Source organism: Leptospira ainlahdjerensis (assembly GCF_016919175.1).
In the GTDB taxonomy this organism is placed as follows: Bacteria; Spirochaetota; Leptospiria; order Leptospirales; family Leptospiraceae; genus Leptospira; species Leptospira ainlahdjerensis.
Genome location: NZ_JAFFPU010000038.1, coordinates 72,818 through 93,110, shown reverse-complemented (window position 1 = coordinate 93,110; position 20,293 = coordinate 72,818). Strand labels below are relative to the sequence as shown.

17 protein-coding genes and 1 pseudogene are annotated in these 20,293 nt (G+C 43.0%); 3 read left to right on the top strand and 15 right to left on the bottom strand.

The window, feature by feature from the left end:
- Positions 1 to 6 precede the first annotated feature (6 nt).
- Positions 7 to 3,072: a TAT-variant-translocated molybdopterin oxidoreductase gene (locus JWG45_RS11360; protein WP_205279791.1), complete on the bottom strand. Its 3,066-nt coding sequence runs from the start codon at positions 3,070 to 3,072 to the stop codon at positions 7 to 9.
- 18 nt (positions 3,073 to 3,090) lie between these two features.
- Complete coding sequence (locus tag JWG45_RS11355; RefSeq protein ID WP_083244061.1) at positions 3,091 to 3,597, bottom strand: cytochrome c3 family protein; 507 nt, start codon at positions 3,595 to 3,597, stop codon at positions 3,091 to 3,093.
- A gap of 297 nt (positions 3,598 to 3,894) precedes the next feature.
- Between JWG45_RS11355 and JWG45_RS11350 the strand changes: the two genes are divergently transcribed.
- From JWG45_RS11350 to JWG45_RS11340, 3 genes are all read left to right on the top strand, one after another.
- Positions 3,895 to 4,752, top strand: a complete 858-nt coding sequence (locus JWG45_RS11350; RefSeq protein WP_232380642.1) for an endonuclease/exonuclease/phosphatase family protein — start codon at positions 3,895 to 3,897, stop codon at positions 4,750 to 4,752.
- A 284-nt stretch (positions 4,753 to 5,036) separates the two neighbouring features.
- A complete protein-coding gene (locus JWG45_RS11345) occupies positions 5,037 to 5,390 on the top strand; it encodes a hypothetical protein (RefSeq protein WP_205279792.1) in 354 nt (117 codons plus the stop codon).
- Between the two features lie 153 nt (positions 5,391 to 5,543).
- Complete coding sequence (locus JWG45_RS11340) at positions 5,544 to 6,236, top strand: DUF1554 domain-containing protein (protein ID WP_205279793.1); 693 nt, start codon at positions 5,544 to 5,546, stop codon at positions 6,234 to 6,236.
- 921 nt (positions 6,237 to 7,157) lie between these two features.
- On the opposite strand, the gene JWG45_RS11335 is transcribed toward JWG45_RS11340, so the two are convergent.
- The 13 genes and pseudogenes from JWG45_RS11335 to JWG45_RS11275 all read right to left on the bottom strand — a co-directional run bounded on the left by JWG45_RS11335 (position 7,158) and on the right by JWG45_RS11275 (position 20,239).
- Positions 7,158 to 7,586 (bottom strand): CHRD domain-containing protein, encoded by a 429-nt coding sequence (locus tag JWG45_RS11335; protein WP_205279794.1) that lies wholly within the window; start codon positions 7,584 to 7,586, stop codon positions 7,158 to 7,160.
- Between the two features lie 314 nt (positions 7,587 to 7,900).
- The gene (locus JWG45_RS11330; RefSeq protein ID WP_205279795.1) at positions 7,901 to 8,416 is read right to left on the bottom strand and encodes a hypothetical protein; all 516 of its coding nucleotides are present in this window, start codon (positions 8,414 to 8,416) and stop codon (positions 7,901 to 7,903) included.
- A gap of 106 nt (positions 8,417 to 8,522) precedes the next feature.
- The gene (locus JWG45_RS11325; protein ID WP_205279796.1) at positions 8,523 to 9,128 is read right to left on the bottom strand and encodes an SURF1 family cytochrome oxidase biogenesis protein; all 606 of its coding nucleotides are present in this window, start codon (positions 9,126 to 9,128) and stop codon (positions 8,523 to 8,525) included.
- A gap of 1 nt (position 9,129) precedes the next feature.
- The gene (locus JWG45_RS11320; protein WP_205279828.1) at positions 9,130 to 9,663 is read right to left on the bottom strand and encodes a MepB family protein; all 534 of its coding nucleotides are present in this window, start codon (positions 9,661 to 9,663) and stop codon (positions 9,130 to 9,132) included.
- Positions 9,664 to 9,747: 84 nt separating this feature from the next.
- Complete coding sequence (locus JWG45_RS11315; RefSeq protein ID WP_205279797.1) at positions 9,748 to 10,140, bottom strand: hypothetical protein; 393 nt, start codon at positions 10,138 to 10,140, stop codon at positions 9,748 to 9,750.
- A gap of 83 nt (positions 10,141 to 10,223) precedes the next feature.
- Positions 10,224 to 10,637 carry an iron chaperone gene (locus JWG45_RS11310; protein ID WP_205279829.1) on the bottom strand — a complete coding sequence of 138 codons (414 nt, stop codon included), beginning with the start codon at positions 10,635 to 10,637 and terminating at the stop codon, positions 10,224 to 10,226.
- A gap of 1,335 nt (positions 10,638 to 11,972) precedes the next feature.
- Complete coding sequence (locus tag JWG45_RS11305; protein ID WP_205279798.1) at positions 11,973 to 13,064, bottom strand: hypothetical protein; 1,092 nt, start codon at positions 13,062 to 13,064, stop codon at positions 11,973 to 11,975.
- A 368-nt stretch (positions 13,065 to 13,432) separates the two neighbouring features.
- Positions 13,433 to 14,842, bottom strand: a complete 1,410-nt coding sequence (locus JWG45_RS11300) for an N-acetylmuramoyl-L-alanine amidase (RefSeq protein ID WP_408611626.1) — start codon at positions 14,840 to 14,842, stop codon at positions 13,433 to 13,435.
- Positions 14,842 to 15,609, bottom strand: coding sequence for a hypothetical protein (locus tag JWG45_RS11295; RefSeq protein WP_205279799.1), 768 nt, complete (start codon positions 15,607 to 15,609; stop codon positions 14,842 to 14,844). The genes JWG45_RS11300 and JWG45_RS11295 overlap by 1 nt, the downstream gene beginning before the upstream one ends.
- 80 nt (positions 15,610 to 15,689) lie before the next feature.
- The gene (locus JWG45_RS11290) at positions 15,690 to 16,373 is read right to left on the bottom strand and encodes an O-methyltransferase (RefSeq protein WP_205279800.1); all 684 of its coding nucleotides are present in this window, start codon (positions 16,371 to 16,373) and stop codon (positions 15,690 to 15,692) included.
- Positions 16,370 to 17,197, bottom strand: coding sequence for an MBL fold metallo-hydrolase (locus tag JWG45_RS11285; protein WP_205279801.1), 828 nt, complete (start codon positions 17,195 to 17,197; stop codon positions 16,370 to 16,372). The genes JWG45_RS11290 and JWG45_RS11285 overlap by 4 nt, the downstream gene beginning before the upstream one ends.
- Positions 17,198 to 18,568, bottom strand: a pseudogene (locus JWG45_RS11280) (M16 family metallopeptidase); the annotation flags it as partial.
- An 87-nt stretch (positions 18,569 to 18,655) separates the two neighbouring features.
- A complete protein-coding gene (locus JWG45_RS11275; protein WP_205279803.1) occupies positions 18,656 to 20,239 on the bottom strand; it encodes a M16 family metallopeptidase in 1,584 nt (527 codons plus the stop codon).
- Between the last annotated feature and the right edge of the window lie 54 nt (positions 20,240 to 20,293).

The following is a 20,293-nucleotide window of genomic DNA, read 5'->3' as shown; positions in this document are numbered from 1 at the left end:
ACTCCATTAAATTGAGCTTCTGACTCGGGTCAGGTACGCAACCTGAGGACCGACGTTCAGATATTCGAGAACACGATACGATCTTGGATCGGAAGAAAGTTTCGCAACTTCGGAAGTTTTGTCGTTCGTATTACCGAAGCTGATCGCATCCGCGGCGCAACTTTGTTGGCAAGCGGTTTTGACTTCTCCGTCTTTCAGAACGCGACCTTCGTTTTTCGCAGCGATCTTCGCTTCCGCGATTTTGTGAGAACAGAAATTACATTTTTCCATTACCCCGCGACCGCGAACCGTAACTTCAGGATTGAGTCCCAGATAACGAGGAGCCTTCGCGCCTTCCGCACCGTTATACCAGTGTTGCATCCAGTTAAAACGTCTCACTTTGTAAGGACAGTTGTTCGAGCAGTAACGAGTTCCCACACAACGGTTGTAAACCATGTCGTTGATCCCTTCGGAACTGTGAACGGTTGCAAGAACCGGACAAACGGTTTCACAAGGAGCGTTGTCGCAGTGCTGGCAGAGCATAGGCTGGTGAGCCACTTGGAGAGTTTCCGGTTGATCCGGCTCGCCGATGTAATAACGGTCGATACGGAGCCAGTGCATCTCGCGACCCACGCGAACTTCATCACGGCCAACGACCGGAATGTTGTTCTCCACCTGACAAGCGATCACACAAGAACCGCAACCTGTGCAGGAAGAAAGGTCGATACTCATTCCCCATTTGTAACCGGGGTAAGAATAATTCGGGTTCGCTCCGACCGCATCCACGAGTTTTCCGTCTTTAAGAATCTTAGGAATCTCGGAAGCTGCCTTGCCGGAAGCTGGGTTTTTACGATATTCTTCAATGGAAGTGGATTGAACGAGCGGACGATCCGGGTAGTTAAAACCGGGAGACAACATGTGGTGGTGTTGCGTGCAAGCCAACTTGTAAGTCTTTCCTGTTTTCTCCAGAGAAGTGACTGCGAGACCGGAATAGACACCGTTTTCGGAAAGAACATACGCATTCTTACCAACTCCGGTTCCAACGGCGCCCGCAGCAGTTCTTCCGTAACCGACCGCAACACCGATCGCTTCTTTGTGCATTCCAGGTTGGATCTGCGCGGGAAGTTCGATCGTTTTGTTTCCGGTTTTTAAAACCAGAACGTCGTTGGAAGAAATTCCCTTTTCTTTTGCAAGAGCGGGAGAAAGAAGAATGTAGTTGTCCCAGGTAACTTTGGTTACCGGATCCGGAAGTTCTTGGAGCTGAGAATTGTTCGCGGCTCTACCGTCTCCGATCGCAGAGGTTTCATACAACGCGAGTTTGAGCCCCGCAGAAGGAGAAGCGATTTTTTTAAGAGCGGAACGGTTGAAGTTCCGAGAAGAACCGGCGGACTTCTTACGATCGGACGCCTTTACGGTGGTTCCGATTCTTAAGAGGTCTTCCCATTTCTGTTTAGAACCGAGTTTTTTAGTCCAAGAATTTTTTACGTATTCGTAAAAGCTCGTTTCTCCGCCGAGAGATCCGCCCGCAAAAGCGATCAAACTGTCTTCAAAAGAACGAGAATTGAAGAGAGGACGAACCGCAGGTTGTTGGATCGAGAAAATTCCTTTTGTGACTTCGGAATCCCCCCAAGACTCGAGGAAATGAGTGGTGGTCGCGAGAACGTTAGACGCAAGCGCAGTCTCGTCGGCACGATCGCTCAAAGAAACGACTAACGCGGCTTGGTGAAGAAGGTTTTTCCATTCTTCTCCCGCTTGATAAACCAGGTTGACGTCGTTTACAAAAAGAACGCCTACTTTGGTTCCTTTCAGCTCGGAAGCTAAAGAATTCAGATTGTTCGAATAATCCGCAGAACCTTCTTTTTTCGGATTGGAATGATCCACGGTTTTACCGTCGTTTTCCAAAACGCTGTTGAGAAGGTTTACAAGAACTTGAAGATCCACTGCGTCTTTGGTCGTCGCCGCGAGACTTCCCGCAACCACGAGAGACTTGCCTTTGTTGGACCAAAGAGCCTTTGCAGTCTTACGGATATTTTCTTCGCTCACTCCTAAGGAAGAAGCGAGGCTCGCAACGGTAGCACCGCCTAACGCTTCTTTTGTGTTGGCTCCGAGTTCGCCGAGAGCCGCCGCGATCGCAAGAGCGAGAGCGGTTTGATCCCCGGGACGAATCGGAAGACGAAGATCCGCATTGGATCCCGACATAGTAGGAATGGATTCCGCCGCTACGAAGAAGTTTACGTCCTTCGCACCGTTACGAAGATTTCTTCTTTTAGAAAAATCTTTTTGGTGTTCTTCGGGAGAAAGCCAATTGCCCATAAAGTCGCAATCGATAGAAAGAATAACGTTCGCGAGATCGAAGTGATAGTTCGGAATCAGAGCCTTTCCGTAGGAAGCGGCCTGCCCTTTTGCCACAACTTCTTCCGCAGAAGTAAGAGAAATCTCGTAGTGTTTTCCACCGCCAACTGTGCGAAGAAAGTCTCCGATGATCGACTTGGTGGAAGGAGAATCGAGCGGTCTTGTAACAACGACCGACTTTCCTTTGTTCGCCGCGAGAGCCGCTTTTACTTTTGCGTCAACGGTCGCCCAATCGGCTTTAACCTCAATACCACCTTCGATGGTAGCCGGTCCTTGCGCTCTGTCCGGATCGTATAGATCGAAGATAGAAGCCTGACCTGCGGCGCCGAGCGCTCCTTGAGAAACCGGATGATCGGGATTTCCCTCGAGTTTCAGAGGACGTCCGTCTCTTGCTTTGATTAGAATCCCGGTTCCTGCATAAACGGAAGCGTAGTAGTAAGAATGTCCGTGTTTTACGAAATCATATTGTGCGTTTTCGTCGGCCTTATTGAGATCCACATAAGGAACGATCTTCTCAATCGGTTTACGAACACAATTGAGAGAGGTCATCGCGACCCCGGCGCCCATCAATTTGAGAAAGGATTTGCGATCGAATTCTCCCGACTTAATTCTTGCGATCAAAGGATCCGGAGAAGTAAAGAATTCCGCTTTTTGCATTTCCTTAACTTCTTCGTCTTTGTCTCTGAGATCATAAGAGAGCCAGTGAGCCTTCTTTTCTTTTTGGAAATTTTTTTGATCCATGCTTAGTATTACTCCCGGTTATCTGTGGCAGGTTGAACAGTCGGTTGGTGCGTTGTTCTCTCTGTGACAATCCACGCAGTATCCCATATTCAGGGATGCGACTTGTTTCACTTTGACCATCTCCGCTACGTTTCCATGACACTGAGAACAATCCACTCCTCTCGAAATGTGACGAGAGTGATTGAATTGAACGTGATCCGGCATATCGTGCACCTTCACCCATTCAAGCGGCTTGTTTTCGTTATACGATTTTGTAAGCGTCTTGATTAGGGGTTTGGAAGTTGCTACAAGAGAGTGGCAGTTCATGCAAGTTGATGTGGAGGGGACTGTGGCGTGTGCTGAGGTTTCTACCCCGGTGTGACAGTACTTACAGTCTATCTTATTATCTCCGGCATGTATCTTATGATTGAAGGGTATAGGCTGATCGGGCGCATACCCAACATACTTGGAGGGAGAGAAAATCAGATACGCTACGGCCGCGATGGCAATGAGCGGTACCGAAAGTTTCAGTGCTCTGTTATTCATTCGTATGAAGTCCCTATGAATCCAATATTGGTATTGGTAACAGGATTTTTGTCTCTGTGAAAAATTGCAAGTAAACGAAGATCCAGGGCCTTTTCTTTGCGTTTATTTTGAAGGCTATTTGAGAATTAAAATCAATTACAAAAGTTTCATCTGTTTTAAAAAAAGTTCTGAAAGTTAAAAAAAAATCCGAGCGTAGCCAGGCGACGGAACGGAGAAAAATCTACTTTTTTTGTGAAAACTTGGATTTAAAAAATGGAAAGTTCAAGAACTTGGACTGTCTAAGGAGTTCTTCTTTCCATGCTTCATTCTCCAACTTTTGGGATCGTTCGAATTTCCGGGAAGATCCTTCTCTTTTTTGCTGTTCTCCTCGCTGCGGAGTCGCTCAAGGCACAGAATTTAAAACTAAAACTCGCGAGTTTCAACGCGATGTTTCTCTATGACGAGATCGAAGACCGGAAAAAATTTCCTAAAGGAAGAATTCCAAGAAAAGAATCCGACTTTGAAAAAATCAAAACCCATCTTTCCAAGATCGATCCGGATATTTTAGCGCTTCAGGAAGTGGAGAATGAGGCCGCGGTTCTCAAAATTCTTCCGAATTCTTATCTTTGCTCCGTGACAAAAACTCCCGGTTATCAACAAGAAGTGGGAATCTGTTGGAAGAAGAAATTCGTCTCTCACGAGATTCTTCTTTATCCCGAACTTTCCTTAGAGCCCGGAGCAAGAAGCGGAATCGAGCTGAAAGTTTCCATCGGGAAAACTACCTACTCTTTTCTAAACGTCCACCTCAAAGCCGGTCATTCCGAAAAAGCCCGCGATCTTCGATATAGACAACTCCAAACGTTAAACGAAATTCTAAAACGCAAAAAGAAGTATTTTTTGCTCGGGGATATGAACGTTTCTCTCGGGAAGGACAAAAAGGCTTGGAAATTTCTTTCGGAAGGTTTGGATTTGAAAAATCCGGGACGTTATGCGAAACAACTTTGCTGGGGACACAAATCCTTAATCGATTTTATCCTGACGGACCTTTCAATTTCCAACGCGGCCTTCGAACAAATTCCCTTTATGGAGGACGACGGAGACTTTGACGGAATCCCGGAAAGCGAGAACGGCCTATCCGATCACTGCCCCGTGGTTTTAGAAATCGCACTCGAATGAGATTTCCAACCGGATTTTTCGATCTGATTTTTCCGAAATTCCCGTTCCGGATGAGATTTTTTTTTAAAAAAAGAACGGTTCTGAATTTCGATCGCCCTCAAGTAGAAATCGGATTGTTTTTTGCGGAAGTTCGATTTTGGGCGCGCTTTCGCGTAACGTTTCGAGGAATCGATCAAAAATTCGCAAGAAAAAGTAAGTTTACGGTCTCAATTTGGGCTTTTTCCAGTCGGGTTTAAGCCATCTATGCGGTTGACTGGATACAAACGTTAAGGAGAATCAAAAGAATGTGGAATACGGATTCGTTATGGTTAGAAGTGTCGGTCGTGACCATTTTCTTTTTGTTAGGACATATTTTCTTAGGGCATTTCGAAGAAAGAGGCCCCAGTTGGAGAAAACTGGGAAAGTATATTCTCACTCTCCTGATCATCATCCTTACTTCCATTTACTTCGGAAGGACGTTCTCTTTTCTCCTTTTAGCCTTATCACTTTTACCCGTTATCTATATCCACGCGATCGTTCTTCCAAAAAAAGGAATCCACGGCTGGACGGGTGAACCCAAAACAAAGTATTACGACTTCCGCGGATGGGACAAAAATATTTTTGAAGCGGATTCGATGTCACAAAAAAAGAAAAAGTAAAATTCAAAACATACAATTTTCATTTCGGGGCGGTCTCAGGACATTCTCATCGAACGAGAAATTATGATTCATAACTCAAGACCTCGGTTATAAATTGAGCGTTTGATTTTTTTTAGAAATGCAAAAGAATTTCCCCGTCTCGGTCTTGAGAGTATGAAAACGATACTCAAAAAATTAACAACTACTACATTCATTTTTTTGAATGTATTTTGTTCGGGTGAAAGTAGTTCAAACGATTCCGATATTCTGAACTTACTGTTGTTCCGGCAAAATTCCGAATCGGCGTCGGCCTCTTCGTCCAACAACCGTGCATTCCGATACATTTTCGTCACCGCCGACGCTCATAACGGAAATTTCGGAGGAATCAGCGGCGCGGATGCGTTTTGCGGAACTCAAACTCCGACCGGACTGGGAACTACCGGAAGTTTCAAGGCTTTGATGATTTCGCAAAACGGAGGCGGAGAAAACACAAGGATCGCGTCTTTAAACGCGGACGCGAACTTCAACGGCCAAGGAAACGGACAAGTGAACTGGATCCTAAAAGCGGATACGGATTACAGAAGAATCGACGGAACCACTGTCGTTTTTCGAACCAACGGCCGACGTCTCTTTGACTTCAACCCGGCAAATTCTTTGCAGAATTCCTTTACGACAACCGTTGGAACCCGAATCTGGACTGCCTTGAATCCGGACTGGAGTGCGACCAATTCCTGCGGAGATTGGTTTTCAGCCGATGCAGGGAACCAGGGAGAAACGGGCCTACCGAATGAAAGAGATGTTCAGTCGATCCATATCGGAACGATCAACTGCAATACGACAGCGAGAGTCCTCTGTATAGAACAGTAGATTTCGAAAAAAGGGATTTGTCTTAGGCTTCGAACAAATCCCTTTTTAAAAATAAAAAAATAGATCCGGAAGTGAGAATGGAGTTTCCGACGATGCAAAACCGTTTTAGAAATGCGTCCGAGAAAAATTCTTCACAGATTTCAAATCCGATTTTTCGGAAAATCAGACTCACTTTTACGTTAGCCGCCTTCTCCTCCGCGCCAGAACCTTATCCGCAAGTTAAGAAGAAATAAAAACAAGAATCGTCCCGAGAACAGGGTTTTGTAGGAGTTCCTACATGAAAATTTTTTCTTGCGAAAAGTTTGATTTTGTGATAGAGGAAAGTCACCCGAGATTTTCCCGCCACCGCTCCCCACCACCCAAAATCAGGGCGGGGCCGCCCATCTTTCACGGAAGAGTTGTCGTAGTTCCGACAGATCCTTCTTGAGATCAAGACAACTTCTGGGCAAGGATATGCTCCACGCAGGGAGGATTTGTATTTCAGTTCAATTCCATAAACAACCGCGGAAAAAACTCGGACCAAAAATAGAATTCCTATTTTTAGAAAATTTTCTCCATCAGGATTCGTTTATTTTGTAAGAAAAAACTAGAAGAATTGGACCTTGCACAAAAACAAATCAGGCTGTACTGATAAAACAAAAATTTCTCTGCCCTCTCCAATTCGATCGCACTTCCGCTAGGGAGGGAAATCCTATGTATTGAGCCGTTAAATTAAAATAAAATCCGATCCCTAAGATCACGAGCCCATCGCAAAAGTATATTATAAAAATTCGTCAGGCGCTTTGTAACTGGTATTCGTTTCGATTTCAGAGACTCGAACTTGGCAAATCAAGGAAAAAAGGGATTTGTCTTAGGCTTCGGGAGTTGCCTAAGACAAACTCGAACTCAATCGATCAGTAAATGGAAATTCTTAAATGGTAATTATTTCTTTGTTTCCGGAAGAATCGCCCCGCGAACTTGTCCATCCTCGCGACCGATCGTCTTGATAAGAATATAAAGCTTACCTGCGTTCAACGCCTTCTTCTGATCCAAGTTCAAATCGCACGAACCCCAATCCTTCCACGGACTGTTGGTCGCATTGTATGGAGGTTTGAAGGAACAAATCGGATCTTCTACTCCTTCCGTTTGAACAAGAATACCGGTTGCATTCGTTCCGAAATATTCGTAAGATCCCGATACTTTCAGCTTGCCGGTTTCTTCGTCCAAAATCGCATCCACACTTCCTCTGGCGTTCACGTTTTGTTGGGTCGAGTCTTTCAAAGACGCTAAGTATTTAACCGGTCCTTTTCCATAAACCAAAACCGGAAAAAAAAGAATACTAAGCGCCAATAAGATAGTTTTCAGTTTCATTGATAATCCTTTCAAATTTTTTCAAAGACTCGATGAAGTTCTCTTCAAGACTTTTCCTGCACCAAGCAACAAGAGTGTTCGAAGAATTTGCGGATTTATTTTTTAAAAATAAAAACTCCACCTTACATCTTTGATTTAAGAAAATATTATATAATAAATCTGCAACCTTCGCCAAAAATCGGAGAAAGCACGAACGCAAATTATAAGCAGATCACGAGGATTATCATTCTATTCCCGATTTAAAAATCGAAAACAAAAAGGACATACGATCGATATTCTAAGATCAACCTTAAGGGATTGATAAACGAAATGTCTTAAGGAGCTGAAAGATTTTGAAATTCGAAATGGATGCAATCCAGGATTTCCATTTCTTCAACGTCCAAGTTTTTCCAATCGGATTTCATTTCGAGAAGAATCGGATGGGAAATCTCTATGTCTAAAAAACCGAGCAACTCGATGAATCTTTTTTGAAGGTGAGGATTTTCCCGAATGGACGACAATAAAAGCGAGGAGACGGCTTCCGGATTCTTCTTAGCCGCCTTTGCAATCATTAGATTCACCGAATGGTCCCAGAAATCGGATCGTCTCGTGGCCAAGTTTTCATAAAAGTCGACGGGTTTCGTGATTAAAATGGAAAACAAGTGGGAAATGGTTTCGTTGAGATTGAAAGAACACAAAAATTGTTCGATGTAACGATCCTCAAGTTCAAAAACGTTGTTCTCTTCGGATAAATACTCTTCTTGGTAATTCGACCCGAAACCCGCAAAAACAAAGGGATCCATCGGGCAGGTCAAGTCGGCTATAAATTCCAATAGTTTTTGTTTAGACATCACTTTTCATTTTCAGATCGGTTGATGGAATTGGTATCCGGTTCCAAGACGATTCTTGAAAACGGAAGAAGTATCGATAGAATCCGATTCCAATCTTCCAAAAACTTCAATCACCTTCGATTAAATCCAAACAAATCGGAAGAACGTTTAAAGCATAAGGAGGTAAATTCGATGCGATCTTTTTATCATCGATTTCGTTCCAGAGTTCGATTTCTCTTTTCGGTTTCAGAATTACGACGCCCGTTTTTTTGTAGATGTTCGGACTCGAGGTATTCCGTATCCTTCCAAAAATCGAAACCGGATTCCTGAACAAAGGTTCTTCATAATTGAGATGTTTGTATCTATGATTCATTCCATTCTGAGGAATCCAACCTACGTTGACCAACACCGCATCGAACGCATACCAGGAAGGCCAACCCAAAGAGGGATTCGATTCTCTCAAAAATGAAAAAGGTTTCAAAATCAGATAACCGCTTTCACCGTCTTTTGTCGCCTCCTCCAGTATTTCCAATTTGTGAAAAAACCCGGAAAGAGAAACGAGTCCACCTCGTTTTCCGGCGAAGGAAAGATTTTTCTGAGTAAGGATTTTTGTCTCCGAAAGAATTTCGGTCCTAAGGACGATCTTTTGAGGATCGTAAACCGCACGATCGCAGGAAAGAAAAAAGAAATTTATAACGATCCAAAAGAATAGGAAACTTCGATGAAAATTCATTTTATTCTCCAAGACCTAAGAGGTTGAGAAAATTCTTTCGATCGATTTCGAGGTCCGCGACGTTCTCCATAAAATAATTCGACTGCCAGATTTGAGTTTTTTGCGCCTGTTTGTTAAGCGACAAGTCCCAAGGCGGATAAATTCTAAAACCCCTCTTGCCCTCCTTTTTGCCCGAGAGAATTCCATGCTCGTATAAAGCTTCCTTTGGAAAGATAAATTGTCCGGAACGGTTTGGAAGATTTGCAAGAACGATATAATAATCGACGTCGTCTTGAATATGGTACGGTTCGATCGGACCGCCTTTTTTGCGTTTCCAAAGAGTGACGAATTGCCCTGCCTTGGTCGGGGTAATCTTGGCGCTGCGGAATACGATCTTCTGATTTTTGAGTTCAAAAAAACAAGCGGCGTATTCTAAACTTTCTTTTTCGATAAAAAAACGAGCGGCCTCCAGTTCGAGAGGATCCAAAACTTTCCGACGAAATTCTTCGAACGCATTTGGAAAAATATATTTTTCTAATGCTTGTCCGTCTTCCATCCTTCGAGAAAGAGAAATATTTTTTTTCTTTGTCATAGGCTGTTTTTTGTTTGGATCCATAGAAAGTAAATTTTTCCCGCCATATCAAACGAGTAGAAAACAAAACAGTGCAAGCAGGAACGTAATCGGAGTAAAAAGAATACTTTCGAGTTGATTGAGGGAATTCAAGTTTCCAAACGTGTTCAACGAGAAAAGAAAAATCATGATCCAAAGAATGACCTTAAGAAGCGCAACCGAAAGATACCTACGAATATATCCCCGTTCCATAAGGATCACAAAAAGAAAGAATGAATTCAACAAGATGGAGACGATTTCGAATCCGTACATCTGCTGCGTGTTTTGAAGACGACCGCCCCAGACAATCGTATAAGGAATGATCCGAATCAAAACAAAAAAATGAAAAACTAAGATGACCGAAAAAATCACAATGAGGACTCTTCCTATATTTTTTTTCAGTTCCGGATTTTGAATAATCATCAATATCGATCCTTTTCGATAAATTCTAATTCTTTTAGATTCTATCCATTTGGGTCAAAGGATCCTTATCGACAAGAATTCTTTCATTTCAATTTCTTTTTGTTTTCTTCGACTCTCAACTTTACGATTTTTGAAATGAGAGTTTTCGGCAATTTCCGATCCAAAGGAAACTGAATCGCACCTTTCGAATATTTATAAGGAGCCAAATCATCTGCAAATATTTTCGTCGCGATCGAAGTAGGATAAAATCCTAGATGTTTTTTGTAAGCCGCAAAATACACCAAAATACCGTTATATTCAAAGGCCGGCATATTATAACCGATCTTTTCCTTTGCCTGAGGAGCCGCCTTGCGAACGATGTTTCTCATTTCGCTTAATATTTCTCGGGTTTCTTTCGGGAAGGAACCGATGTATTCGTCGATCGTTTTGTACTTCACACCCGATAACGAACGGGAGCGAATTTCAGTTTTTTTGAAATTCACCTTCAAAGGTTTCATTTCCTTTTCGATAAGCGCAATCGTATTCGGCCCAACTCCGTGAAGGATGGAAATTTCTTTTTTTGTAAACTTTGAGAAGTCTTCGATCTTTTTTAGCTTCAGCGATTGGAGCGCTCGTTTTGCAGGATTGGAAAGTTTTTCTAAAAGGATTTCCAGTTTCATCAATTTTACCGTTTTGCACCTTTTCGGATTGTTCTTAAATTTAGAATGAAGGACATACTTCCGTTCGTTTGGGATTTTCCCGCGCTCTTATCACAAGCGGACATCCGAGCCGATTTCAAGCTTTTTTCAATTTTTTTCATTTTTCCAAAATTCTTCTCTTTGTGAAAATGAGATTTTCAGCAGAGTTTTGAGCTCCTGGAATGAAAGATCAATTTCAGAATGGAGTTTTCATTACACTCGTATTCATTTTTTAGTGAGTTAAAAACCGCCCCAATTTTTAAATTTTCTGACGAGGTAAATGTTTCAAACCGGAAGATCAGAACGTTTTTTAGCGTAAAAATAAAAGAAAAAAACAATCCTTAAACTTTTGGGAAATTAAAAGAACAAAATTACGACCTGAAAACCGAAGCAAACTCTCGCTTTAAAGAGAATTGATTCACACCTTTCGCTAGCGAAGTTTTACAAAGAGTTGCGGGGGGAATATAGAATGGATCCGGATCAAAATACATGGTTTCAAAATAGGACACAAAAAGCTAACGGAACTTCACAATTCAAAAGACGTTTGGTCAAAGTTAGAATCTTTCGAATTTACAAAGGAATTCTGAAAAGTATTCACCCTTTCAGGATTTAGGGAGAAGTTTTTGTTTTCTACTTGCTTGCCTTACTAATACAATCGAAGATCAAGTATATCTTCTTTAGGATTGGTGTCCAAAGACCGACAAGACGTTTCCACTCAATCGATCTATGTAAAAAAATCATGAATTATTGTAAGTTTGCGGATCGATTCTCGTTGCAAGACGTGATTCAAACACAGGAACTCGTCGTTCCAGAATCCAAGTCACCACCAAGCATTGTTCTATTCGGTTTCGCTCGGAGGAAGTTTTGAAGGAGAAAATTCCCGACCTGCTTCGATTCTCAAATCCAAGCCAAAAGCCCGTTATTGATAAAAATGATTTTTGCAGACTTTGCTAAAAGAATTTGGAAAGTTCGGAAAGCTGGACTCCCCTTTTCAGCGAACACGGAAGCGACCCAGGGAGAACAGGTCGTTCACAAACTGCATGACCGTTGAAACGTTTATCTGTAGAGAATTGAGATCCGATGAAAACGGAACCCGGCATCTCAAGGGAGAACCGGGTTCCATTTTCGCGAGAGAAGAAACGGTGGAAAAGAAAATTATTCGCGGAGAATATCGGAATTTTTATAACGAACATTCCCAATGTAGGGAGCTCCGTTGATAAGAAGCCCGAACTGAATGTCGTTCCGAATTTCCACTTTGTAATTACCGGAAACCAAATCTTGAGGTGTAAACAAGGCTTGGGTTTGGTTCAATTTAACCTTAGCTTCATAATACCATACATGGGATGAATTTTGTTTCGCAAGGAAGTAACAATCCGCCATGTCCAAATGTCCTCGCCCGATCGTCTGTCCATTCGAAGGATGAGTCAACAGCACGGTCAGACTGAAATCTTTGATGTCCGTAAGAAGCGCCATGTTCTCAAACGAAGGCAAACGATATTTTACTTTCGCGTAACAATCGGACGCTTCCGCGGATTCGCAGACAAAGGAAACTTTCGCGTTAAAGGAATCGTAAGGAGCCTCGAACTTTTCCGTACTCTTCCATTTATGAACGAGATTTCCCATGCCGAAAGGACTATTGGCAGGCCTTTCGGCAAGATGGAAACTGAGCTCGTTATCCGCGTTCGAATCTACGAAGTCCGTAGACAATCTTGAAATTCCCGGAAACTCGTGTTGAAACGGCAGGCTAAAGCGGATCGTATTTGAGTTCGGTCTGGTCGGTTCCGTAAAAGTTCCGGAGCCGGCTGAGGATCCGATCCTCATATCCAGACGATAGGACTTAGAAGTAACTGGACGGTCGAATAACGCTTCTACTACGATATGACCCGAAGTAGTCGGTTGGATCTGTCTGACCTTAACCTCCTCACCTTCTTGAAGATCACCCGAAGGAAGATCATAGTCTGTACAAGTTTGCCCCAAGGGGAGATATCCCAAATCCGTTAAACTAAAAACTTTCACACTTCCCGGACTTGGAGTAACGGAAAGTAGAACGGGTTCGCTTCCCGTTGATTCTCCCGGATTCGGAGTTACCGCAGAAGGAACGGTTCCGCCCTGACCCGAAGTGAGGAGAGGAACTACACTTTCCGAAGTCAGCGCTTTTTTAGAATCCTCATCTTCGCAAGATAATACGAATATGCCGAGTACGATTAGAGAAACGATTGTTATCTTTTTAATATTGGTTAGAATCATCTTCCTACCACTCCAAAAACATTTATGAAGGTTTATCTGAGAAAATCGGTAAAGATTTATTGAGAGAAAAACGATTTCTAAAACTTCTTTCTCTAAAAGACTGAACCTTACCTAAATCGATTCCTCACCTTCTCTTTGTTATACCGACGGAAAAGTATTTTTTTCCAAGATCGGATTCGGAAAATCTCAAAGGGAACGAAAGGTGATCGGGAGGACATGAAATCGGACTTTCAGGGAAGAGAAAGAAGAATCGGGATCATCTTCCAGGGTCGTTTTTCTTTTTTGAAATGATTTTTTCGTGGAAAAAAGTGGAAATTTACAAAGATCGGATTTCAAAAAGATATAAGATTCAGAAAGGGAAGAGAAAATCAATCTTCACTATCTACGATTTGAAAATAATTTCCTTCCTTCCATTTCTCATAACGCGCCCAGTTGATCTTTTTACCGACCGGAACGTAAGGGTATTCCTGATGTTTGATCTTGATTCCGTGAACTAAGGAATAAATCCCGGCGGCGAGAGAAATCGCGACATCCTTTCTGCGTTTGGTCATAAGGATCATATCTTTTTCCTTATCTATATAACCGATTTCTAAATAAGCCGAGATGGCGTTTACAAAGGTGGGTAACGCGTAAGTGGAAAGATAAGGTTTGTTGATCGGGCCGGGTTCGGGAGAATCGTCTCCTTCTTCACTTCTCTTACGAAGTCCGTATTGAACAAAACGCATAAGTTCCGCCGAAGCGTAGTGGTTGTCTCCGCCAAATCCTTCTCTACCGTCTTCTCTTCTCCAGAGTTCTGGTTCGGCCTTTTCTCTTTCCCAAAATTTTCCCTCGGCTGAAAAACTTTTATGAGTTTTAGAATACGGTCCTTTCCCGCCCACCTTGGCTAATTCTTCCCAGCCGGGGAGATCCTTGTATCTCCAACTAACCATATTTTGGCGATAACCTTCGAACGCGGAGAGATCCGTTTTATTTCCCTTTTTATTCGGCCAATAACCGTGAAAATAAATCCAGGCATCCGCGACCGCATTCTCCAGACGAGACCAGCCTTCCTTAAAAATCATCCAGTGACTCCAGGGAGAATCGGTAAACTTTTCTTCCGCATATCTTCCTTCCGAAATTCCCTTGAGAACATAGAAGGTTCGATAAGAAGGAGAAAGCACTGCAGCCATTCCGCCGGGATGTTCCTTGTAACTCGGATTGAGATGAAGAGAAACAACCAAGTTCGGTTTTTCCCGATTGATAAACGAAATTCTTCCCTGTTTGATCTTTTTCGTTTTTTTATCCGGATAATCGAAAAGACGATACGGAGCGTTCGGATCCTCGTTCGCGGAATATTCCCTTTCCTCGGCGTTCCCGTTCCTTGTCATCACGGAATCGATTTTAATCCAGGGAAGATCCTCGTTAGTAAAAGACTTCATATACGTTTTGAAAGTTTCAAAACCGTCTTCCGTCCTCGTAAGGTCGAGAATCTCTTTGAGTTCTTTAGCAAGTTCTAATACGACTGCTCGTTCTTTTCTTCCTCTGGAGGAAGCTCCGGACTTGTAGAGTTCGAGATATTTATCCGAGATGGGATCGTATTTGTCACCGTGATCCTCTTTCGGCTTGAGATCGACACCCCCGTGTCCAGGATCGATCACTACTTTAAAAGTTTTAACTGGGGATTGGATAGAATCGAGTTCTTCCTTTTTTCCGGGGCCGGCCTCGACGACCGCACCCGGAAGAAGAATCGATAAAAAGAAAAAATTTAAAAAGAAGGAAAAGTTTTTCAGTCGCCTCACTATTTTTTCTGCGGATCCTTATTGTCTGAGCTTTCGGAGAACACCATATTTCTGTTGTCGCTCAGGTCCACTTTATATTTTTCGCGGATATTCTTACTTTCTTCCTCAGCCTTCAACTTACTTAAAATCGAAATTCCGTATTCTTTTGCTAAACGGAAATGGATGAGAGAATCCTTATATCTGGAATCCTTCCGCATTCTATCGGCTTGGATCATCTGATAATAGGCGATCTGGAGTTTGTGATGATTGGCCGAAATTTCGCGGCTTCTTGCGGAAGTGGATGGAGTCATTCCGTTTTGAGTTTGTTCCACGCTTACGATCGTATCCGCGCATTCTCCGAGGAGTTGGTCCGTCCTTTTGTTGTATTGATCCGAAAACTTGTTGTAGAGTTTGTCGACGCTCTCGCTCGTCTCGCGCATTTTTCTTCCCGCGACCACGTATTGTCTTCTGTAATAATAATGCAAAGCGTCGTTGTATAGTTTCCAGATGGAGTTCAATTCTTCATTGGAACCTTGGACGCTCGATCCGAAATTTTTTGTCACCGTGGAAAGGGCGTGGATATCATTTTTCACTCTTTCTTTTACGGAATCCAAAGTTCTCGCGTAATGAAATTCTTCCAAATAGTCGCCTTGATATTTCGGGTCGTTAGCCGCACTCGCGAGCTCGCTCCCTTTTCCGTCGTCTTTAGCGGAGCCGGATTGGGCGCTGACTGAAAGGGAAACGAATAAGAATAGGACGAATGAAATCTGGAAACTTTTTAATGACATGCGGATCTCCTACGGGGAAGTATAACACAGCGTTTTAAAACGCAACTAGTATTTTTAGAGTTTGTTTTGCTGTTCGAAACCTATCTCTCTCGAAAACGAACTTGTAGCAAACCGTCTCCGACCGGGAAGAGAGTATAGGAAAGTTCGGAATTCTTCACTTCTTCCCAAAATTCCCTGACGGCCTTATCGGAAGGAGCCTGTCTATCCGGGTCGAAAATTCTACCGTGCCAAAGCACGTTATCGAACACAGCGACGTCGGGTTTTAGCTTCTTTAAAATTCTAAAAATTTCAGGATAAAGAACCTTATCACAATCTATGAATACGAACTTACCTTTCCACTCTTTCGTACCTTCTTCGTTCGCTTCTTTGAGGTATTGAAGACAATGCGTTTTGAGAAGATGAATCTCCAGATCGCCGAAGGGATGTTTTTCAAGATAAGAACGAACCTTGGCTATATAATAAATTTCTCTTTCTAAAGAAACGACCTTCGTGATTTTTTTTAAACCGCTCGCCATCCAAAAAAGGGAAATCCCGTAACCCGTTCCGAGTTCCAAAACTTCCTCGGGTTGTTCCGATTCTACGAGAAATTTGAGAACGGAACCCGAAGCGGGAGTCAACACCGGAACTCCTTCCGCAAACGCGTCCTCTTCCATCTGATAAAGAATCGCGACCGGACGAGGAATCAGCTCGGAATCGATTCGTTCTTCCAGACCTTCCAGAAACACGGAGGTCCCGTATTTACCCGGAGGACTCCCTTTGCTCATGGAATAAAAAGATGAAATCTATGTTTTTGATCGTCCGGAATCTTATCCGCCAGGACTTGACGAATGTAAGGAATCGGATAACGTTTTGAAAAATGAATAAGAACGATTTTTTCGTTTTTAAAAGAGGAAAGGTTTTCGAGAATCTCGTCGAGATGGATATGTCCCCATTCTCTCGCACGCGCCACGTTGCGTTCTTGGTCTATATAAGTACATTCAATAAATAGAATACTCGAATTAGCGACGTCCTCACTTTCCAAAACGTATTCTATCTTAGTGTCGCCGGAAAAACTGATCACGGGGAAGGAACTCAGTTCCGAAACTTCCCTATTCTCTTTGAGAATTTTGTTCAGCTCGTGTTGTGGAAGGGATTGAAATTCTTTTTTGAGCTTTTTTCTTTTTTCGTAGATCGTATAACCTTGGGAAGGAACACGATGAAACGTTTTGTGAGGGGAGAAAAAATGAGTGGAATCCAAATCCACTTTTTCACCCGGAGCCACCGCCCGCAGATCGTAATTGTACGGAAAGTCTTCGATCTGAGAATAAAGATCCAAAATTTTTCTCATAGGTTCTTCCAATGCGGGCGGAACAAAAATCTTAGGCGGTTTGAGTTTCCGAAGAGATCTCTGAGAAATATAATACGGAAGTCCCGCCGAATGATCCAGATGAGAATGAGTCAAAAGCAACGTATCCAGATGGATTCGATTCGGATTCTGCGCGCCGATATCAAACATCAGACTCAAAGAAGGAAGATAGATGGAAGTGCGTATTCCACCTTCCGAAATTCCTTCGAACTGATATTGTTTGTGCTGGAACTTACAATACACTTAGGGAATCCTTTCCTCCGGAGAAATCGTCCGGACCGCTTCCTTGATTCCCTTTGTAATATCCTTCGGCCCGGTGAGAATCGTCTTTACTCCGGAACTGACAAAATATTTTTTTCCGACTCTTTTCAGATCGGAAAGAGTGACCGCTTGGATCTTATCGCGATAATTTTTAAGATAATCCGAAGACAGATTGTGTTCTCTAAATCGAAGCGTGTTATGAAGAATCCCCATCTTATCCGCAAACTGAAAAATAAATCTGTTAACAATCGATTGTTTCGCCGTTTCAAGTTCCTGTTCGGTGATCTTGGAAATCGTCTCTTCGCTTAATATTTCTCGCATTAGATCGTAAACTTCCTTGGTCGTGGAAGTTTTTGTCTGAGTCGTAAAGTAGACGACTCCGTAATCTTTTTCAAAATAAGCGGCGCTGCTGGAAGAATACGCAAGACCCCGGTCCGAACGGATTTTTTGCATAAAGTATGAGCTAAAACCGCCGCCTCCGATGATGTAGTTCGCAAGTTGAATCGCATAAAAATCAGGATCCTTATGCGCCGGAAGAATTCCCGCCATAAGAACGATACTCTGAGTCGCGTCCTTATCGACGCTCAAGATCTGAAACGGAAGAGAATCCAGATTCTTTTTTAGTCCTTGCGTGCTTACGAGAAGTTTTTTGTCCTCTCGAACAAAAGCCCGATCGGGAAGCAAAAAAGCCGCGAGCGGTTCGGCGTCTTTTTTTTCCAAATCTCCCGTTAACAAAACCACCCTTTCCGAAGCGGAGACTATATTTTCGAAATAATCTTTCAGATCGGAGGATTGAATTTTGGAAAGGGAATCCAATTCCGCACTTTTGCCCAGAACGGTTCCTTTATACACGAGTTCCGCTGCCTTACGATACGCGATGTCCGGAAGTTTGTCGTTTCTTCGTTTGATCGCTTCCTCTAATTTGAGTTTTGCGACCGAAAATCCTTCTTCGTTTAACAAAGGATTGGAAATAAATTCTTTCAAAAGAGGAAGAATATTTTGTTCAAATCTGGAAAGATAAGAAACCGTCAAAACGATCTTATCGGAATTCGCGTCGGTATCGAGTTTGGCGCCGTAACCTTCGAGGGTTTCCAAAAATTTACTTCCGGGTGCGGAAGCGGTTCCGCTGTGTTTCCAGGCTTCCACAAAAAGTTCCGGAATTTCGGGACGTAACTCCGGATTGGAAAGAATTCCGGAATAAATATGAATCTCCAAATTCCTAAGCGGAAATTCTTCCCCGGGCAAAAATAAAACTTCAGTTCCCTTGCCGGAGGAAAAAGTCTGCACTTCCGGAAACTCGAAACTCAACGGTGGAATTTTTACGTTCTTCACAAAGTCACCGGGAGCCGAAGAAACCGGTGAAATCAATACGATCGAAACGATCAGAATAAAGTAGAATTTTTGAATATAAGGTTTCATGAATTTATTTTCGTTCGAGTCCTATTTTTCCGAAATTTTTGTTTCTTTGACGGGAGGGTTGAGATCGGCGATCGTTCTGTTTTCGAGAACGAAATACTTACGCGCGACTCTTTGTACGTCCTCGGGAGTGACCGCGTCCAATTCTTCGTAACCTCTTAAGAGTTCCTTCCAATCTCCGTAGAGAAGTTGAAAGAGAGAAAGAACGTCGGCGAGTTTTCCGTTGTCGTCCAAACCTCTCAGATAACTTCCGAGGATTTGATTTTTGATCCGAAAGAGTTCCTCTTTTGTGACGGGTTCCGTTTTTAAACGATCCAATTCCTCTTGGACCACATTCTCCACTTTTCTCTGATCCGCGTTTTGATTGTTCGTGATGTAGATCGAAAAAAGATTGGAAAGCCGATCGCCGGGATCTCCGTTCCAGCAGGAAACCCCCTGCGCGATCTGTTCCTCCAAAACCAATCTTTTAAAAAGACGACCCGATTCTCCATCGGCGAGAAGAGTGTCGATGATACCGAAGACCGCGTCGTCGGGATGAGGGAATGTCGGTTTATTAAATCCGATAATTTTAGATGGATTGCTCGGGTGTGTTACGGAAACAAACTTCGGTCCCGCAAAACCGACTTCGGGAATTTTTTTCAGAGGAACCGGTTTTCCTTTTTTCAAATCTCCGAAGTAATTACGAAGAATTGCTTCGGTCTTTTCAAAGTCCAAAGATCCTACGACGGCGATCACCATTCTCTGAGGATCGTAATAATTCTTAAAAAAGTTTTGGGTCTTTTCGAGATCTAAGAATCCGAGATTTTTTTCATAACCGATGACCGGCATTCGATACGGATGATTTTCCGGAAAAGCGGCGTCCATATATTTCTCGCGAAGAATTCCCATACCTCTGTTTTCGACGCGCATCCTCCTTTCTTCCAAGACAACTTCTCTTTCCGTATAATATTCTCTTAATATAGGATTTTTGAGTCGATCGGATTCGAGTTTTGCCCAGATCTCCAAACGATTTGCGGGAAGAAGAATCTGATAATTCGTAACGTCGTTCGAAGTGTAAGCGTTGAAGCCGACTCCCCCGTTTCGGGAATAGATAAAATTGTCTTCGTTGGAAACAACGAACTTACGATGTAATTCCAAAAGAACCCCGAAACGTTTGCGAAGGGTTTCGATTTGACTCTTAAATTCCGCCGAAGGTTCTTCACCTTTTAGTTTCATCTCCGCTTCCCGGATGCGAAGTTCGTCCAGACGTTTTCCCCAAACTGCGATTTGTTCCAAGTAAGGTTTTTCTTTTTCGAAGTTCGTGGTTCCTATGTTTTTGGTTCCCTTAAAAAGCATGTGCTCCAAAAGATGAGCCGTTCCTGCGATCTCGGGGGTTTCGTCCGCGGAGCCGACTAAAAATTTGGAATAGACCGCGATCGTGGGAGAATCTTCCCGTTTCATCATAAGAACTCGCAGACCGTTATCCATCTGAAAGGTTCTTGTTTTTTCTTCGAGGGATTTCTTGAGACTCGAAAAAATGGAACCTTCCGCGGACAAGGACACGAAGGAAAAAAAGAGACAGATTCCAAAAATCAAACAAGGTTTAAGAATCGGTTTTTTGAAACTCATGCTTACAGTCTTTCCTCTTTGGGACCTGGTGTCCAGAAGTTCACTAAAAAAATC

What these genes read in the sequence shown, in the direction of transcription:
- JWG45_RS11360 (WP_205279791.1), bottom strand. Translation starts at nt 3,072, where the DNA reads ATGGATCAAAAAAATTTCCAAAAAGAAAAGAAGGCTCACTGGCTCTCT.
- JWG45_RS11355 (WP_083244061.1), bottom strand. Translation starts at nt 3,597, where the DNA reads ATGAATAACAGAGCACTGAAACTTTCGGTACCGCTCATTGCCATCGCG.
- JWG45_RS11350 (WP_232380642.1), top strand. Translation starts at nt 3,895, where the DNA reads ATGCTTCATTCTCCAACTTTTGGGATCGTTCGAATTTCCGGGAAGATC.
- JWG45_RS11345 (WP_205279792.1), top strand. Translation starts at nt 5,037, where the DNA reads ATGTGGAATACGGATTCGTTATGGTTAGAAGTGTCGGTCGTGACCATT.
- JWG45_RS11340 (WP_205279793.1), top strand. Translation starts at nt 5,544, where the DNA reads ATGAAAACGATACTCAAAAAATTAACAACTACTACATTCATTTTTTTG.
- JWG45_RS11335 (WP_205279794.1), bottom strand. Translation starts at nt 7,586, where the DNA reads ATGAAACTGAAAACTATCTTATTGGCGCTTAGTATTCTTTTTTTTCCG.
- JWG45_RS11330 (WP_205279795.1), bottom strand. Translation starts at nt 8,416, where the DNA reads ATGTCTAAACAAAAACTATTGGAATTTATAGCCGACTTGACCTGCCCG.
- JWG45_RS11325 (WP_205279796.1), bottom strand. Translation starts at nt 9,128, where the DNA reads ATGAATTTTCATCGAAGTTTCCTATTCTTTTGGATCGTTATAAATTTC.
- JWG45_RS11320 (WP_205279828.1), bottom strand. Translation starts at nt 9,663, where the DNA reads ATGGAAGACGGACAAGCATTAGAAAAATATATTTTTCCAAATGCGTTC.
- JWG45_RS11315 (WP_205279797.1), bottom strand. Translation starts at nt 10,140, where the DNA reads ATGATTATTCAAAATCCGGAACTGAAAAAAAATATAGGAAGAGTCCTC.
- JWG45_RS11310 (WP_205279829.1), bottom strand. Translation starts at nt 10,637, where the DNA reads ATGAAACCTTTGAAGGTGAATTTCAAAAAAACTGAAATTCGCTCCCGT.
- JWG45_RS11305 (WP_205279798.1), bottom strand. Translation starts at nt 13,064, where the DNA reads ATGATTCTAACCAATATTAAAAAGATAACAATCGTTTCTCTAATCGTA.
- JWG45_RS11295 (WP_205279799.1), bottom strand. Translation starts at nt 15,609, where the DNA reads ATGTCATTAAAAAGTTTCCAGATTTCATTCGTCCTATTCTTATTCGTT.
- JWG45_RS11290 (WP_205279800.1), bottom strand. Translation starts at nt 16,373, where the DNA reads ATGAGCAAAGGGAGTCCTCCGGGTAAATACGGGACCTCCGTGTTTCTG.
- JWG45_RS11275 (WP_205279803.1), bottom strand. Translation starts at nt 20,239, where the DNA reads ATGAGTTTCAAAAAACCGATTCTTAAACCTTGTTTGATTTTTGGAATC.